This window comes from Mycobacterium sp. 1164966.3 (assembly GCF_001665395.1).
Lineage (GTDB): Bacteria > Actinomycetota > Actinomycetes > Mycobacteriales > Mycobacteriaceae > Mycobacterium.
The window spans coordinates 47,515-63,847 of the sequence record NZ_LZSG01000034.1 but is presented as its reverse complement, the minus strand read 5'-3'; the positions used below and the strand labels follow the sequence as shown (position 1 = coordinate 63,847).

At 65.8% G+C, this 16,333-nt stretch carries 14 protein-coding genes and 2 pseudogenes; 7 read left to right on the top strand and 9 right to left on the bottom strand.

Going from position 1 to position 16,333, the window contains the following annotated elements; genetic code table 11:
- Positions 1–75: 75 nt before the first annotated feature.
- From A9W99_RS11295 to purB, 3 genes are read right to left on the bottom strand one after another with little or no spacing between them, the layout of a single operon-like run.
- Positions 76–1,062, bottom strand: coding sequence for a tellurite resistance/C4-dicarboxylate transporter family protein (locus A9W99_RS11295; RefSeq protein ID WP_067377053.1), 987 nt, complete (start codon positions 1,060–1,062; stop codon positions 76–78).
- Positions 1,059–2,297, bottom strand: a complete 1,239-nt coding sequence (locus A9W99_RS11290; protein WP_067377050.1) for a cytochrome P450 — start codon at positions 2,295–2,297, stop codon at positions 1,059–1,061. The genes A9W99_RS11295 and A9W99_RS11290 overlap by 4 nt, the downstream gene beginning before the upstream one ends.
- Entirely contained in the window at positions 2,294–3,712 is a 1,419-nt protein-coding gene (gene purB / locus A9W99_RS11285) for an adenylosuccinate lyase (RefSeq protein ID WP_067377047.1), read from the bottom strand. Before purB ends, A9W99_RS11290 begins: the two co-directional genes overlap by 4 nt.
- Positions 3,713–3,825: 113 nt before the next feature.
- On the opposite strand from purB, the pseudogene A9W99_RS11280 reads away from it, so the two are divergent.
- Positions 3,826–4,607, top strand: a pseudogene (locus A9W99_RS11280) (DUF429 domain-containing protein).
- Here the strand turns inward: A9W99_RS11280 and A9W99_RS11275 are convergent.
- Positions 4,561–5,178 (bottom strand): TetR/AcrR family transcriptional regulator, encoded by a 618-nt coding sequence (locus A9W99_RS11275; RefSeq protein ID WP_067377041.1) that lies wholly within the window; start codon positions 5,176–5,178, stop codon positions 4,561–4,563. The pseudogene A9W99_RS11280 and the gene A9W99_RS11275 sit on opposite strands and share 47 nt — an antisense overlap.
- A gap of 72 nt (positions 5,179–5,250) precedes the next feature.
- On the opposite strand from A9W99_RS11275, the gene A9W99_RS11270 reads away from it, so the two are divergent.
- Positions 5,251–6,150, top strand: coding sequence for an alpha/beta hydrolase family protein (locus A9W99_RS11270; protein WP_067377037.1), 900 nt, complete (start codon positions 5,251–5,253; stop codon positions 6,148–6,150).
- A 72-nt stretch (positions 6,151–6,222) separates the two neighbouring features.
- Here A9W99_RS11270 and A9W99_RS11265 read toward each other — a convergent pair whose 3' ends face one another.
- Positions 6,223–6,825, bottom strand: coding sequence for a class I SAM-dependent methyltransferase (locus A9W99_RS11265; protein ID WP_067377034.1), 603 nt, complete (start codon positions 6,823–6,825; stop codon positions 6,223–6,225).
- Between the two features lie 106 nt (positions 6,826–6,931).
- Positions 6,932–8,134, bottom strand: coding sequence for an FAD-dependent monooxygenase (locus tag A9W99_RS11260; protein WP_067377031.1), 1,203 nt, complete (start codon positions 8,132–8,134; stop codon positions 6,932–6,934).
- Positions 8,135–8,213: 79 nt separating this feature from the next.
- Between A9W99_RS11260 and A9W99_RS11255 the strand changes: the two genes are divergently transcribed.
- Positions 8,214–8,750, top strand: coding sequence for a TetR/AcrR family transcriptional regulator (locus tag A9W99_RS11255; RefSeq protein ID WP_067377029.1), 537 nt, complete (start codon positions 8,214–8,216; stop codon positions 8,748–8,750).
- 38 nt (positions 8,751–8,788) lie between these two features.
- Positions 8,789–9,772 (top strand): LLM class F420-dependent oxidoreductase, encoded by a 984-nt coding sequence (locus tag A9W99_RS11250; protein ID WP_067377026.1) that lies wholly within the window; start codon positions 8,789–8,791, stop codon positions 9,770–9,772.
- On the opposite strand, the gene A9W99_RS11245 is transcribed toward A9W99_RS11250, so the two are convergent.
- A complete protein-coding gene (locus A9W99_RS11245) occupies positions 9,769–10,062 on the bottom strand; it encodes a putative quinol monooxygenase (protein ID WP_067377023.1) in 294 nt (97 codons plus the stop codon). The two genes, A9W99_RS11250 and A9W99_RS11245, sit on opposite strands and share 4 nt — an antisense overlap.
- Before the next feature lie 149 nt (positions 10,063–10,211).
- On the opposite strand from A9W99_RS11245, the gene A9W99_RS11240 reads away from it, so the two are divergent.
- From A9W99_RS11240 to A9W99_RS11235, 3 genes and pseudogenes are all read left to right on the top strand, one after another.
- The gene (locus tag A9W99_RS11240) at positions 10,212–10,625 is read left to right on the top strand and encodes a Zn-ribbon domain-containing OB-fold protein (RefSeq protein WP_067377019.1); all 414 of its coding nucleotides are present in this window, start codon (positions 10,212–10,214) and stop codon (positions 10,623–10,625) included.
- Positions 10,625–10,795: pseudogene (locus A9W99_RS27735) on the top strand (hypothetical protein); the annotation flags it as partial. The gene A9W99_RS11240 and the pseudogene A9W99_RS27735, both read left to right, overlap by 1 nt.
- On the top strand, positions 10,792–11,937 hold the full coding sequence (locus tag A9W99_RS11235) for a thiolase family protein (protein ID WP_067377016.1): 1,146 nt from the start codon (positions 10,792–10,794) through the stop codon (positions 11,935–11,937). The pseudogene A9W99_RS27735 and the gene A9W99_RS11235, both read left to right, overlap by 4 nt.
- Before the next feature lie 409 nt (positions 11,938–12,346).
- Here A9W99_RS11235 and A9W99_RS11230 read toward each other — a convergent pair whose 3' ends face one another.
- Positions 12,347–13,996, bottom strand: a complete 1,650-nt coding sequence (locus A9W99_RS11230; protein WP_067377452.1) for a DNA repair helicase XPB — start codon at positions 13,994–13,996, stop codon at positions 12,347–12,349.
- A 46-nt stretch (positions 13,997–14,042) separates the two neighbouring features.
- Entirely contained in the window at positions 14,043–16,298 is a 2,256-nt protein-coding gene (locus A9W99_RS11225) for a helicase-associated domain-containing protein (protein ID WP_067377013.1), read from the bottom strand.
- Positions 16,299–16,333 lie beyond the last annotated feature (35 nt).

Below are 16,333 nucleotides of genomic sequence, written 5' to 3'. Positions count from 1 at the left end.
GATGAATCGGCAACGCCGAAAGTGACCTAGCGGCGCCCACTTTCCCGGGTCGGCCAAGCGGATTGTGTTGGGCGTCTAGCGCTTACCCGCGACGCGCCCCAGCACGCGCAGCAGCCCCGCAATTACAACAATCGCCCACGCCGCCAACGCATCCCAGAAGAAGACCAGCGAAACAGTCCCCAACGAGCGCTGATTGATCTCGGCCGACATGGCGTAGCTGGCCGCCGAATACATGCCCAACGGGAACACGAAGGCCCACCACACGCCGGCGAAGTGCAGCATCTCGGGCCGCCGGCTGATGCGGTGCAGGCCGAAGTAGATCAATGGTGGTATCCACAGCGTGGCTGCCACCCAGGTCACCACGGTCACGATACGGACGGTAGGGGCCAGCCAGCCGGGAGCCAGGCCGTGGATGATGTCACCGGCCAACGTGCCAATCGCCAAACCGCCCATCAGGATCCACGTGTCGGGCTCAAATCCGTCTAGATCCTGTCGCTCGCTGACGGCCCGCCACAGGATCAGCCACGTCATCAGCCCGTAGATGCACAACGCCGCCACCCAGACGGGCACTGCCACCCACAGCCACCAGTGCACATGGCGGGCGACGGTGGCCGCCACGATCGAAAGTCCGGAAGTGCCAACGCTGCCCAGCTCCCACGCACCGTGGGAACCGTCGCGCAGCGCCGCCCATGAACGTGCCGACATATTGCGCACCGTGAGCACACTCAACACCACCCACGCGGATACCGCCACTACGCCGAGGACCTCTAACACCGCACGATGGGACGCCAGCCGGCTGTCCAGCACCGCGCACGCCGCAACAAAGGTGAACAAGCGCAGCGTCACATCGGGATCCTTGAGGTCCCAGAGGGAGCGCTTGGCAACTGCGACGACGACCACCAGGACGACGAGCATTACGAGGCCAAGCGTGGCCAGGACGCCCAACGCGTCACTGATCACCCGATAGTGGTGGTTGCGCGCGGCTATCGAGACGATTCCGGTCGCCATCACCGCGGCGAACACATCGGGTGACGGCTCGACGTCGGCGAGCCGGCTGCTCACTGCAATTCCACGACCAGGTGCCGAATACCGGTGTGCCGGTTGCTGCGTGTCCATTCGACGGGCGCGACGACACGGACCGAATCGAACCGCGACAACGTCTCCTCGTAGAGCACCCGCAACTCCAGCCGGGCCAGGTTGGCGCCCAGGCAGTAGTGCACGCCCTGGCCAAATCCCAGGTGCGGGTTGGGCTTTCGGGTGACATCCAACTGATCGGCGTGGTCGAACACGTCGGCGTCGCGGTTGGCCGAACCCTCCCAGATCTGAACCTTCTGCCCCGCTTCGATGGACTGTCCACCAAGCGTCACGTCGCGGGTGGCCGTCCGCCGCTTCGACGGCGACGGCGACGTCCAGCGAACAATCTCTTCGATCGCCGTCGGCAACAACTCGAAATCAGCACGCAGCGCCTGTAATTGCGACGGATGCTCGGCCAGCGCCAGCAGTCCGCCGGCGACAGCGTTGCGCGTCGTCTCCGCGCCGGCGCTGAACAGCAGGCTGAAGAACAGATACACCTCGATATCGGACAGCGCCGCCGAGTCGGCGTCGTCGAGCATCGCATTGGCGACCACCGACAGCATGTCGTCGGTGGGCTGCGCACGCTTCGAGGCGATCAGCTCCTGACCGTAGGAGTACATCCGCGACCCGGCCTCTTCGACCGACAACTGTGACAGGGACGCTTTGCGCGAGCCGCCGAAGTCGAACTGCGGCTCGATAGCCTCGAATAGCCAATGCCGTTCGGATTCCGGCACTCCCAACAGAATGCAGATCATCTGCATCGGCAGCTCAGCGGCGATCTCCACCACGAAGTCGAACGGTTCGCCCAGCACCACGGCGTCCAGCAGCCGTCGGGTGCGGGCCCGCAGATCGTCCTCGACGCGACGGATCATCCGCGGCGTCAGCCCGGAGCTGACCAGGCGCCGAATCTGCGCATGCCGCGGGTCGTCCATCATGTTGAGCACCTGGCCCGCAATGGCCAGGTCTTGCAGCAGCGTGCCGCCAAAAGGCCGCGACCCGCCGGAAACCGACGAGTACGTCACCGGATCCTTCAGCACTGCAAGCGTTTCCGGGTAGGTTGCGACGGACCAGAACCCCTCGGCATCTGGGGTATTGTCGGTCGGCTCGTGCCAGTACACCGGAGCCTCGCGTCGATGCACGGCGAACAACTCGTGCGGAAATCCGTTGGCGAAGTTGTCCAGATCGGTGAAGTCGATCCGCGAAAGAGCGCCGGCGAGCGTCACAGGATCGCGCCCGGCGTGTATTTGGCGGCCTCCGGATAGCGGCCCACCAAGGTATCCACCATTGCGACCACCTCGTCGACCTGCTCCGCCGCGGCACCGGTGAATGCGTTTTTGTCGGCCAGCGCCGCGTCCAGCGCATCCCGACCCAGCGGCAGCCGCGGATCGGCGGCCAGCCTGTTGATTAAGTCGGGCTCGGCGCCTTGCTCACGCATGGCCAGTGCGGTCGCCACCGCATGTTCGCGTATCACGTGATGGGCGGACTCACGACCCATACCCGCGCGCACCGCCGCCATCAACACCTTGGTGGTGGCCAGGAACGGCAGATAGCGGTCGAGCTCGCGCTGGATCACCGCCGGGTACGCGCCGAACTCGTCGAGCACAGTCAGGAATGTCTCGATTTGACCGTCGATGGCAAAGAAGCTGTCCGGCAACGCAACCCGGCGCACCACCGAGCAGAAGACGTCGCCCTCGTTCCACTGTGCGCCGGCCAACTCGGCCGCCATCGAGGCATAGCCGCGCAATACCACCTGCAGCCCGTTGACACGTTCACAGCTGCGGGTGTTCATCTTGTGTGGCATCGCCGACGATCCGACCTGGCCCGGTGCGAAGCCCTCGGTGACCAGCTCGTGGCCGGCCATCAGCCGGATGGTGTGCGCCAGCGAGGACGGGCCCGCGCCCACCTGCACCAGCGCGGAGAGCACGTCATGGTCCAGCGAACGTGGATACACCTGGCCGACGCTCGCCAGAACCGTTGAGAATCCCAGGAATTCGGCGACTCGCTGCTCGAGCGATGTCAGCTTTGCGGCATCACCACCCAACAGGTCGAGCATGTCCTGGGCGGTGCCCATCGGGCCCTTGATGCCGCGCAGCGGATAGCGGTCGATGAGTTCCCGCAGCCTCGTCATCGCAATCAGCGTCTCTTGGGCCGTAGAAGCGAACCGCTTGCCCAACGTCGTCGCCTGGGCGGCGACGTTGTGGCTACGACCGGCCATCACCAGATCGCGGTAGGACACCGCACGCTCGGCAAGCCGCGCCACCACCGCCACCGAGTGGGAGAAGACCAGTTCCATCGATCGGCGGATCTGCAACTGCTCCACGTTCTCGGTGAGGTCACGACTGGTCATGCCCTTGTGCACATGCTCATGGCCGGCCAGTGCGTTGTATTCCTCGATGCGGGCCTTGACGTCGTGGCGCAGCAGCCGTTCCCGGGCAGCGATCGAGTCCAGGTCGACGTCATCGAGTACTCGCTCGTAGTCCGCCACTGCTTCGTCGGGCACGGGCACGCCCAGTTCGGCTTGCGCCTTCAAAACGGCCAGCCACAGTCGCCGCTCGGCGACAATCTTGGCCTCCGGCGACCAGATCGCGATCATCTCGGCGCTGGCGTACCGGTTGGCCAGCACGTTCGGAATGCTCACAGACAAACAGCTTACGGTCGGCCGGGCTTCTGGCACCGCGAAAGTGCGACTGGCAACGCATTCCCCGAGTAGCGCCGTCGCTGATTGCCCGGTCGCGACCGTACTGTGGGTCGGTGTACTTCGCCGGCGTGGACCTCGCCTGGGGTGTGCGCAATCCGACGGGTGTCGCAGTGGTGGACGCGCACGGCCGCTTGGTGGAAGTCGGCGCCGCCCGCGACGACGCCGACGTGCTGGCCGCGTTGAGCGCGTATGTCCGCGGCCCTTGTCTCGTCGGCTTTGATGCGCCGCTGGTGGTGATCAACCCAACCGGCCAGCGGCCCGCCGAAGCCGCGCTCAACCGCGACTTCCGCAGGTTCGAAGCAGGCGCGCACCCGGCCAACACCGGTAAACCGGAATTCGCCGACGGTCCTCGCGGTGGACGCTTGGCCCGCGCGCTGAACCTGGACCTGGATCCGCGGTCGAAGGCCACACGACGCGCCATCGAGGTCTACCCGCACGCCGCGATGGTGGCCCTGTTCCGGCTGCCCCGGACACTCAAATACAAGGCCAAGCCGGGCCGTGACGTCGGGCAGCTCAAGTCGCAGCTGCTCCTGCTCATGGACGGCCTCGAAAACCTGGCGGGCGCCGCCGTTCCGTTGCACGTCGCCTGTCACCAGGGCTGGGTCGAGTTGCGCCGGAACGTCGAAACCGCCCAGCGGAAGAGTGAGCTGCGCCGGGCCGAGGATCCGATAGACGCCGTCGTGTGCGCCTATGTGGCGTTGTATGCCGAACGCTGCCCGGCCAACGTGACCATCTATGGCAACTTGGCCACCGGCTACATCGTGACGCCGTCGCTTCCAGCCTGAGTCTCAGATTCGCACCGGTCGCTGGTCGACGGGTGCCAGCACGTCGATGAGGTCGACCACGGTCGCCAGCGCAGCATCCCGTGGGTCCCGGCCCTCGACGAGGGCCGACACCACCGAACCGTCGACAGCGCAGATCAGCGTGCACACCAACTCGATGCGAACCGAGCGACCGGAACGATCGATGGCCTCGGCCACCGCCTCGGCCCGCTGCCGCAGACTGCGACGCATGCTTTCCCGCAACGCGGGCAGACGTGTACAGGCGATGTGACGTTCATAGCGCGATATCAGCTGCTCGGCGAGGCCCGGACCGGACACGTCCCCGACAAGCAGTTCAACCAGCACCTCGGCGGTCGTCTCCGGGCCCCTGCGCCGCCGGGACAACGCATTGACCCGAGCACGCAGCTGGGCCACCTCGAGCATGCCGACATGTTCGACGGCGCGGGCAATCAAATCGTCAAGTGACGAGAAGTAGTACGTGGTGGACGCCAACGGCAGGCCGGCTCGCCGGGCGACCGCGCGGTGCCGTACCGCCTCGAACCCGCCTTCGCCAAGCAGCTCGGCAGCCGCGCTCACGAGCGCGTACCGCCGACGTTCTCCTTTCGGAGTAACCGCTGCAGTCACGCCTAGTTATGGTGCCAGTGAAAGTGGTACCGCATTGCCATTTCGGCCAAACGGCCGTGGCATGATATCCGGATGCCCGACTTGAGCCGCCGCGCGGTGCTCGGTCTCGGTGCCAGCGCCGCCGTCGGCGCGGTGAGTGCTTATGCGCTTAACGTATTGGTGCAGCCGCGACCGTCGCACGCCGCGCCGGTGTCGTGGACCAGACCCCAAGCACCGTTAGCGCCCCCGCCACCACTCGAGCCGGCGCCAGCTACTCAGGCCGCGCCGACCATGGTGACCGGTTCCTTCGTGTCGGCCGCCCGTGGCGGGATATCGACCAACTGGGCGATCGCGCGTCCCCCGGGTCAGACCAAGCCGTTGCGGCCGGTCATCGCGCTACACGGGAAAGGCAGCGACGCGTCCACCGTGATGGCCGGCGGCGTTGAGCAGGGCTTGGCCCAGGCGGTCAACGCGGGCCTGCCGCCGTTCGCTGTGGTAGCCGTCGACGGTGGCGGAAGTTATTGGCACAAAAGGGCTTCCGGCGAGGATTCCGGAGCCATGGTGCTCGACGAGCTCATCCCGATGCTGGGCGGCCAGAATCTGGACACCTCACGGGTGGCGTTCTTGGGCTGGTCGATGGGCGGCTACGGCGCCTTGCTGTTGGGCAGCCGGCTGGGGCCGGGCCGCACCGCGGCAATCTGCGCGGTGAGCCCGGCGCTGTGGCTGTCGCCCGGCGCGACGGCGCCCGGTGCGTTTGACGGCGCCGACGACTGGTCGGCGAACTCGGTGTTCGGGTTGCCCGCGCTGGCGTCCATCCCCATCCGGGTCGATTGCGGCGACAGCGACCCGTTCTACGCCGCGACAAAGCAATTCGTGGCGCAGCTGCCCAACCCGCCCGCGGGCGGCTTCTCCCCCGGCGGCCACAACGCCGGCTTCTGGAGTTCACAGCTGCCGGCCGAGCTGACCTGGATGGCGCCGCTGCTGACGGCGTGAGTCTTATGCCGAGCAGACGCAAAATCACCCGCACGCACGGCGTGTCGGGTGATTTTGCGTCTGCTCGCCGGACTAGACGGCGCGCTGAAAGAGGTAATGCCGCGCGGGCGTCTTCTCGCGGTCCATCTCCCGCTCCTCGCCGGCGGACAGCAGCTTCCAGCCGGAGGCGAATCTTCGTTCCATTTCGTCGGGTTCGATCCCTCGCACGCCGAACCTTCCGCCGGGAAGGAACGCGACGACCAACAGGCTGGCGTCGGGCGCAGCCACGGCGCTGACCTCCCGGACGTAGGCGTCGCGATCGGCGTCGGCCATGTTGTGCAGGCAGCCATTGTCGACGATCAACTGGAAGTCCGACCCGATCCCGGCTTGGCTCAGCTTCGTGACGTCGGCCTGGGCGAAGTCGACCGGAGCGCCGGCGGCCGCTGCCTTGGCGCGAGCCTTGTCCAGAGCCTTCGGCACAAAATCAACGCCGGTGACTTTCCAGCCGTGTCGCGCAAGGTAGATCGAAGAGTCGCCGGTACCGCATCCGATGTCGACGGCCGTCCCCGCGGGCAGCGGAGGTGTGTCACTGGTTCCCTCGACCAGGTTGCGCAGTGTCTGGGCGATAGGGTGACCGTCCCACGGGGTGAAGCCGATGCCATAGAAGATCCGAAAGAGGGTGTGCTTGGAAGCCATGGATTCACGGTAAGCCCATTGGCGCGAGCTGGGCCCACACCGCAGGTAGGGGAACGCAAAAGCACCTGACACGCCGAGCGGACGGGTGCTTGTGCGTCTCAGTGCTCTAAGTGGGTGAGTACTCCTTGAACTGCATGGAGTCGTAGAGCCGCACACCTTTGGTGTTCAGCTTCGCGACGGCCTTGGTCAGCCCGGTGGGCAGCAGCGAAACGAGCTGCGCGCCGCGGGTCAGCGCCCATACCCCGGCAGTGGAGTTGGGAACGATGCTCTTGGCCACGCCGCGAGCAAAGGCGCGGCTGCGGCGCACCGCCTCGCCCATCTGCTGTTCGTAGGCCGCGAACGCGCGCGGATAGTCCGCTCCTGCCTGTGCCAGTTCACCGGCCAGTATGTAGGCGCCGAGCACCGCGATGCTGGTGCTGCCGCCGACCGCGGGTCCCGGACAGTACCCGGCATCGCCGACCAGCGTGACCCGTCCCCGCGACCACGTGTCCAGTTGCAATTGGGTGATCGAGTCGAAGTAGAAAGACGCCGTGCCGTCGAGCTGGGCGAGCCACCGTTCTACTTGCGGATGCATCCCGGCGAATGCTTCGCGCAGTATTTCCTTTTGCCGCAGGGCATCTCGGTGGTGGTATTGCAGCTCCTGCTTGCTGCGGAACATGAACAGCGCACGCGCGTCGTCAAGAGGCTGCGCGGTGTAGATCCCGGCAAGGCGGCCGACGCCCAGGTGGACCACCATCTCACCGTCGCGCGCAAGCGCTTTGGGTACTGACTGCACGGCTAAGTACCCGCCGAGGAACTGCGTGCGCCCGGCGTCATCGCCGAACACCAGGCGGCGAACGTTTGAGTGCAGCCCGTCGGCGCCGATCACCACATCGAAGGTGCGTGGCGCACCCTGCTCGAAAATTACTGTGCCGTCAGGGGATATCGCCGTGATCGAGTCGCCGAACAAATACTCGACATCGTCCCGGCCGACGTCGAAGTAGACCTCGCTGAGATCGTCGCGCATGATCTCCACGTGCCGGTCGGATGCGGCGCCGGTGACCTTGGTGAGGTCGATGCGTGCCGGTCGACGGGCGCCTTGGCGATACATGGTCAGCTCGGTCGTCCCGGTAGCCAGCGCTTCGATCTGCGACAGCACGCCCATCTTCTCTGAGATCTCCATCGCGGGCCGAAACAGGTCGACGGCGTGGCCACCGGTCTTGCGCAGCTCGGGCGCCCGTTCGACGACGGTGACATCGAACCCGTATTGGGCGAGCCAGTAGGCCAGTACGGGGCCGGAGATGCTGGCGCCTGAGATGAGAATCCGCACGACGGCCTCCTGGCTTACTTAACGTTCGGTAAGCATAGCACTTGCGCTTACTTATCGGTAAGTCAGTTATGCTCGTGGGGTGACTGGGCCCCGGTCGGACACCAGACAGCGGATCCAAGAGGTCGCCCGCGACTTGTTCGTGCAACAGGGAGTTCAGCGCACCAGCCTGCAGGACATCGCGGACAAGCTGGGGATCACCAAACCCGCGTTGTACTACCACTTCGCGTCGCGAGAAGAGTTGGTGCGCAGCATCCTTGTCCCGTTGATCGACGAGGGTGAACGATTCGTGGAAGACCAGGAACGCCGCGCCGACACCGATGCCCGTGAATTGCTGGAAGGGTATTTCGATTTCCACTACCGGCACCGCCAGGACATGGTGCTGGTGCTGGCCGAGTTGACGATGCTGGCCGACCTCGGCCTCATCGACAAGGTGCTGGCCTGGCGTGATCGGCTGGGCAAACTGGTCTTCGGTCCACGGCCAACGCTCGCCGAGTCCACGCGCGCGGTGGTCGCCTTCGGCGGACTGCAGGACTGCTGCCTGCAGTTTCCCGACACTCCGTACGAGGCGTTGCGCGCGGCGTCGGTGCAGGCCGCTCTGGCTGCGCTGGGTATGTAAGCGCGGTGACCGGCGGGGCTCGGGCTAGATTTAGCGCTATGCGCTTTGGTCTCTTCATTCCGCAGGGTTGGCGAATGGATCTGGTAGGCATCGAACCGGAGCGGCACTGGGCGGTGATGCGGGACTTGGCGACCTACGCCGACGGCGGCGCCTGGGACTCCTTGTGGGTCTACGACCACTTCCACACCGTGCCGCTGCCGAGCGACGAAGCCACACACGAGGCGTGGTCCCTGATGGCGGCCTACGCGGCCACCACGTCGCGAATCAAGCTCGGCCAGATGTGTACTGCCATGAGCTACCGCAATCCCGTCTACCTGGCCAAGGTGGCGGCCACGACGGACATCATCTCCGGTGGCCGCATCCAAATGGGTATCGGCGGCGGCTGGTACGAACACGAATGGCGCGCTTACGGTTACGGCTTCCCGTCGGCCGGCGTTCGGTTGGGCCGACTGGACGAAGGTGTGCAGATCATGCGTGATGCCTGGCGTGCCGGAAAAGTCAGCTTCCAGGGTCAGCACTATCAGGTCGACGGTGCGATTGTTGCTCCGAAGCCGTTGCAGGATAACGGGATTCCGTTGTGGATTGCCGGCGGCGGCGAGAAGGTGACCCTGCGCATCGCCGCGAAGTACGCGCAGTACACCAACTTCACGCCGGAGCCCGACGCATTTGCGCACAAGTCGGAGGTGCTGGCGCAGCACTGCAGCAAGCTGGGCACCGACTTCAACGCGATCGTGCGCTCGGCCAACTTCACCGCCGTCGTCGGCTCGTCCGAGGCCGATGTCCAGGATCGTCTGAAACGGGTGCGCGACCGGCTGGCCGGTTATGTGCCTGAGGCGGTGGCAGATTCGATGGTCGCCGGTGTTCCCGATTCGACGACCGGCACGACGGAACAGGTGATCGAGCGGCTGGCCAAGATTCGGGACCTCGGGTGTGAGTATGCGATCTGCTATTTCCCGGAGGCCGCCTACGACCGCTCAGGCATCGAATTGTTCGAACGCGAAGTGATTCCGGCCCTGAGTTAGATATCGCTGGCGGTATACCGCGTCTTGACGGGAGGGGCCGCCAGCAGCGGAGGGAGCTCGGTCACTTTGCCTTCGCCGGCGCGAAAGGCACGATAAGCCTCGTCGTGTTCGACGGTGTCCCAGAGTTCGTAGATAAGCCAGTGCGCTTCGTCGTCGTCGTCGACGAGCACCTCGGTGCGCAGGTTACCGTCGAATTCCCGGGTGTCTTGGAGCGTCCGGTGCATTAGCTCGCGGGCCGCTTGCACCGCGTCGGGCTTCAGTCTGAGCTCAAGCATGACCGTGACCGGCATGGTTTTCTCCTTGAATCTTGTCCGGAGGCAAACCTAGCATCGGCCGCACAGCTGCGAGAACGAGATTTCCACTTTTATGGAATGCTGTTGTACCTTTTGGGGAGCCCATCTGGTTGGCAGGTTGTGAAGGATCGCTGGAGGATCGCTCGATGCAGAAGGCACTTGCCCCCGAAATCTCGACTTGGCCCGACGAGAACCCGCAGCTCATCGGCAGTCGCTGCGGCGCCTGCGGTGCCACCGCTTTCCCCGTGCAGCAGTGGTGTCCACGTTGCAGTGGCGGACAGATGAGCGAGGTGTTATTGCCGCGCCGCGGCATCGTCGTCGCCTGGACCACCCAGGGGTTCCCGCCCGGACCGCCCTACGCCGGGCCGACCGGAAAGGATTTCGTGCCGTTCGGTATCGGGCTGATCCAGCTTGGGGACGTGATCCGCGTGGAGGGCAGGCTGACCGAGAACGACCCGGCCAAACTGCAATTCGGCCAGGAGGTCGAGCTCACCATGGTGCCGTTGACCACCGACGGCGATGGCAACGAGATCCTTACCTACGCTTTCCAGCCGGTCTAGTGGCGATCGCGAGCGCGGCGGAGCCGGGTGAAGCGGGTCGCCACCATCTACCCAGGGCGATCGCGAGCGCGGCGGAGCCGGGTGAAGCGGGTCGCCACCATCTACCCAGGGCGATCGCGAGCGCGGCGGCAGTGGGTCGCCACCATCCACCCAAAGGGAGTCTGCGATGAGTAACGACGTGGCCATCATCGGCGTGGGCCTGCATCCATTCGGCAGGTTCGAGAAGACCGCGATGCAGATGGGCGCCGAGGCTATCCAATCAGCGCTCAGCGACGCCGGTGTCGAGTGGAAGGACATCCAGTTCGGCTTCGGCGGCAGCCACGAGGTGTCCAATCCCGACGCGGTGACTCGGCTGGTCGGGTTGACCGGCATCACGTTCACCAACGTGTTCAACGCCTGCGCCACCGCGGCCAGCGCCATTCAGCAGACCGCTGACACCATCCGGCTGGGCAAGTACGACATCGGTATCGCGATCGGGCTCGACAAGCACCCGCGCGGCGCCTTCACCGATGACCCGGCCAAACTGGCGCTGCCGCAGTGGTATGCGCAGAACGGGCAGTTCGTCACGACGAAGTTCTTCGGTATGAAGGCCAACAAGTACCTGCACGATCACCACATCTCCCCGGCCACGCTGGCCAAGGTCGCCGCCAAGAACTACCGCAACGGGTCGTTGAACCCGAATGCGTTCCGCCGCAAGGCACTTCCCGAGGAGGAGATCCTCAACTCGACCGTGCTGAACTATCCGCTGACGCAGTACATGTTCTGTGCGCCCGACGAGGGTGCGGCCGCGGTCGTCATGTGCCGTGCCGACCTGGCGCAAAAGTTTACTGACAAGCCGGTGTACGTGCGCGCCAGCGAAATTCGCACCCGCCGCTATGGCGCTTATGAAGTGCACGCGACGTTCGCTCCGCTGGATGAGGACGCTTCGCCGACGGTGTATGCCGCCAAGTCCGCTTACGAGGCAGCGGGCATCGGCCCCGAGGACGTCGACATCGCCCAACTGCAGGACACCGACGCCGGCGCGGAGGTCATCCACATGGCCGAGACGGGTCTGTGCGCCGACGGCGAGCAGGAGAAGCTGGTGGCCGATGGCGCTACCGCGATCGGTGGGGAGCTGCCGATCAACACCGACGGTGGGCTGATCGCCAACGGTGAGCCGATCGGTGCGTCAGGATTGCGACAGGTGCACGAGCTGGTGCGGCAGCTGCGTGGTGAGGCTGGTGAACGACAGGTGCCCGGCAACCCGCGCGTCGGCCTGGCGCAGGTGTACGGGGCGCCTGGCACGGCGTCGGCGACCATCCTGTCGCTCTAGCGAGCGCGAGCGTTCATCCTGAGTCCCAGGGCCACGAGGCATTCACGTGTGTCTTTGTCCGACAGCTCTTGCGCGCCAATTGATTTGTCGCCGGGCGGCAGATGTATAGGTGCTCGTGGCGGCGTCGGAGGTGACATTGCCGTCTCTGCCATTGGGTGTGAATCGTTGGTTTTAAGTGTGCAGCCTGGGCGTGAATTCGCGCTGATCGACGCCTTACACGCACAATGAAAGCCAAGGATTCACAACCAAAGCCAAGGATCCACACCGAAAGACATCAGTGCACATTGAACGCTTGCGCAGAGGTCGGCGCGGCATCGGCGACCATACCGTCGCTATGGGCCGCGCCGAGCAGACCCAAAAGCCCGCGACACGCCGAGGATTCGGGTGATTTTGCGTCTGCTCGCGCCAACTAAATGGCCGGGCCCAGCAGGTCGTCGGCGTCGCGGATGATGTAGCCGTAGCCCTGTTCGGCGAGAAACCGCTGCCGGTGCGCGGCGTACTCGGCGTCCAGGCTGTCGCGGGCCACCACGGAGTAGAAGACGGCGCCACCACCGTCGGCCTTGGGACGCAGCAGCCGGCCGAGCCGTTGAGCCTCCTCTTGACGCGATCCGAACGTCCCCGAAACCTGAACCGCCACTGAGGCTTCCGGTAGGTCGATGGAAAAGTTGGCGACCTTGGACACCACCAGTCTGGAGACCTCGCCGCGGCGAAAGGCGTCGAACAGTGCTTCGCGTTCACGCGTTCTCGTCGAACCCTGGATCACCGGAGCGTCCAACTCGGCGCCGAGTTCATCGAGCTGGTCCAGATAGGCGCCGATCACCAGGGTTTGCTCGCCTGGGTGCTTCTCCAGAATCGACTTGACCACTGCGATTTTGGTATGCACCGTCGAGCACAGCCGGTAGCGCTCCTCGGGCTCGGCGGTGGCATACATCATCCGTTCGTTGTCGGTCATCGTGACCCGGACTTCCACACACTCGGCCGGTGCGATCCAGCCTTGCGCCTCAATGTCTTTCCACGGTGCGTCGTAGCGTTTCGGACCGATCAGCGAGAACACGTCGCCTTCGCGGCCGTCTTCGCGGATCAACGTGGCGGTCAGGCCCAAGCGCCGTTTGGATTGCAAGTCGGCGGTCATCCGGAAAACCGGTGCCGGCAGCAGATGCACCTCGTCGTAGATGATAAGGCCCCAGTCGCGGCTGTCGAACAACTCCAGATGCCGGTATTCGCCCCTGGTGCGGCGGGTGACCATCTGGTACGTCGAGATGGTGACGGGCCGAATCTCCTTACGCTCGCCGGAGTATTCGCCGATCTCGTCGTCGGTCAACGAGGTACGCGCAACAAGCTCGCGTTTCCATTGCCGGGCCGCCACGATGTTGGTGACCAGAATCAGCGTCGTCGCTTGCGCTTTCGCCATCGCGGCCGCACCGACCAGCGTCTTGCCCGCGCCACATGGAAGCACGACCACGCCCGAGCCGCCCGACCAGAACGAGTCCGTGGCCAGCTGTTGGTAGTCGCGCAGCTTCCAGCCATCCTCGTGCAGACTGATCGGATGTGCCTCGCCGTCGACGTAGCCGGCGAGATCCTCAGCGGGCCAACCGATTTTGAGCAGCATCTGTTTGACGCGGCCGCGTTCGCTCGGGTGCACGATAACTGTGTCGTCGTCAATCCGGGCACCCAGCATCGGTGCGATCTTCTTGTTGCGCAACACTTCCTCGAGCACCGCGCGATCGAGGCTCACCAGCGTCAGGCCGTGTGCAGGATTCTTCACCAGCTGCAGACGACCATAGCGTGCCATGGTGTCGACGATGTCGACCAGTAACGGCTGGGGCACCGCGTAGCGGGAGAAACTGACCAGCGCGTCGACGACCTGCTCGGCGTCATGGCCGGCGGCGCGGGCGTTCCACAGCGCCAGCGGCGTGATCCGGTAGGTGTGCACGTGTTCGGGGGCGCGTTCCAGCTCGGCGAACGGTGCGATGGCGGCGCGTGCCGCGCCGGCCAGCTCATGGTCAACTTCGAGCAGGACCGTCTTGTCGGACTGCACGATCAACGGCCCGTCAGTCAATGGGGCCACTCCTCTTCATCGCGGGCGCGGGTCATGCGCCCATTATTCAATCGTCGACCGACATCACCGATGTGATGCGGTGGATGGCGAAGTCGCGCAGCCGCCCGGACGCCGGATCGAAGGCCACCAGCTGACCGCCGCGGATGGTGATCGGCGACACCACCCGTTGAGTGGCCACACCCGCCGCGTCGAGATAGCCGATCAGCAGCGTCTCCTGATCGCGTGCCGCCCCCTGCAGAAGCGACATGGTCACCGCGGGGTCCATTCGGGTATTGCCGAACGGCGCGGCAGTCACCTTCCGCAATACCGCGACGACGGCGCTTAGTGTCTCGCTGCCGGGGCGCGGCGCCGGGCGGTACGAGCGACGGTGCTGAGGCACGGGGACACGCGCCCCGCGGGGCCGGACGTCGACGATGGCCCCGGTAGAGTCTTCGGCGGCAGGCGCGAAGCCCGCGCTGCGCAACACCGCCAGCACCTCGGCTATCGGTGCGGGCGAGACCGCGACCGTCGGTGCCAGCGCCCGCAGTTGCAGCTCTTCAGCGCCGGGTGCGGCCACCGCCTGAGCCAGCAGCGCCGGATCCTCGCAACGCACAAATGACGCGGCCATTCCGATGCGCAGCTGGCCGTGCCGTCGTGCGACGTCGTCGATAAGATACGTCAGCCCTTGCGGCACGGGCGTTTTCGAGTGGTTGGAAAAAAGTGCGTGCATCCAGTCGCGACTCTTACCGATGTCGAGGGCATGCCGGATCGACTGCTCGCTGACCCGGTAAACCATTGCCGCGCCGGCGGATTCGACCTTGGCGACGCTGGCCAGGTCGTCGGCCAGGTCGCGCTGCAGCGGCCCGGGCACCACGACGGTGAGGTCGGCCTGGACCAGGAAGTGGTCGATCGGTGTGGGCATCGCCCGTGTCATCGCATCGATTGCGGCCCCGGGATCGGCGACGTCTTCCAACAGCGCGCGCCCGGGCGCGCTGATGGCCCCGCGTCCTACCAGGCCCAGCGCGTGCGCCTCCGTCAGCAGGTCTGCGACAGGCCCCGGTTGTAGTCGCCTGGCCCAGCGCGGCCGCCGCCAGACCAGGGCCTCTGCCGCCGTGGATGCGTCGACGCCGGCACCCGCCGGCAATTCCGCAAGCATGCCCAGCAACAGCCGGCGATCCAGCGGGGCAGCTGTCGAGTACAGCGAATGCGACAGGGCGCCATACGGTTTGGCGTCTGGGCCGCGGCTACCGATCAGTGCCGGCCGGCCCGGCAGGTCGAGCCAGGTGCTGGCAAGCAGGTGCCACCGTTGGGCCGGCGACATCGCGGCGAGCCGGTCGGCGGCCACCGTCGGCGCCCAATATGGCGGATCACCGTGGTTTGGTTCCGGATCGGGCATGCCGCTGGCGATCAGTCCGGCAACGGCCGCGATCTCGAGGATCAGGCCCAGCCGCGGCTCGTCGATCCCGGTCGTCTTCGCCAGCCGCTTGACTTCGCGGATGCCCATCCCTCCGGTGCGCAACTCGGAAACAGGTGCGGCACTAAGTGTTTCGAGGAGAACGTCGAGCTCGCGCAGCAAATCGATGACGGCTCCGGCCGCCGTGGCGTCGACGTCTTCAGGTGTCGTGCTGGACACCACCGGATCGGGTGCGGTGAGCTGCATCGGCCCGGGCTGCTCGCCGCGCAGCACCTGTCCGACGTGGCGCGGCAGGATCACCGTGTCGGCGTCCACCCGCCTTAGCAGGCCCATCGCCAGCAGCCTCGGCACCGGTCGATCCGCGGGGGCACCGGGCGCGGCGTCGCGGGTACGCCCCATTGGGGAGCCCTCGAGCAGTTTCTCCAGCACGTCGGTTTGCGCCTCGTCGAGATCGGCGATCAGGTCCACAATCTGCTGTTCGGTCTGCGAGGTGTCCTCGAGGGTGACCTGCCCCGGATGCCACGGCAATCCAGTGCCGGCGTCGCCGGCCACCCGGACCGCGCTGTCGCCCCAGACCAGCACACGATGCCTGAGGTCGTCCAGCGCGGCGGTGACCTCGGATTCCGGAGCGCGGTCGCCGATCAACGCCAGCAGCTTGGCGGTCGGCACCGGCGTGCTGTCGGCATGCAGCACCAGCAACGCGTCCAGCACCGCCAGTCGCAGGAAGTCGAGCTCGTCGGTGGCGGCCTTGATCGACTGCCGTGCCTGAGCGCGCGCGGCCAGCGCGGCGATGCTCCCGGGTGGCGGCTGGGCAAGGTCCGGCCGTAGCTCCAAAAGCCGGATCAGCCGTTCGTCGGGCAGTTCGGCCAGCCAAGATCCCAGCGGGATATGCGGGCTGTTGTCAGTCATCGCCGACCAGCGTAATTGAGTCTTGGAACCTGAAA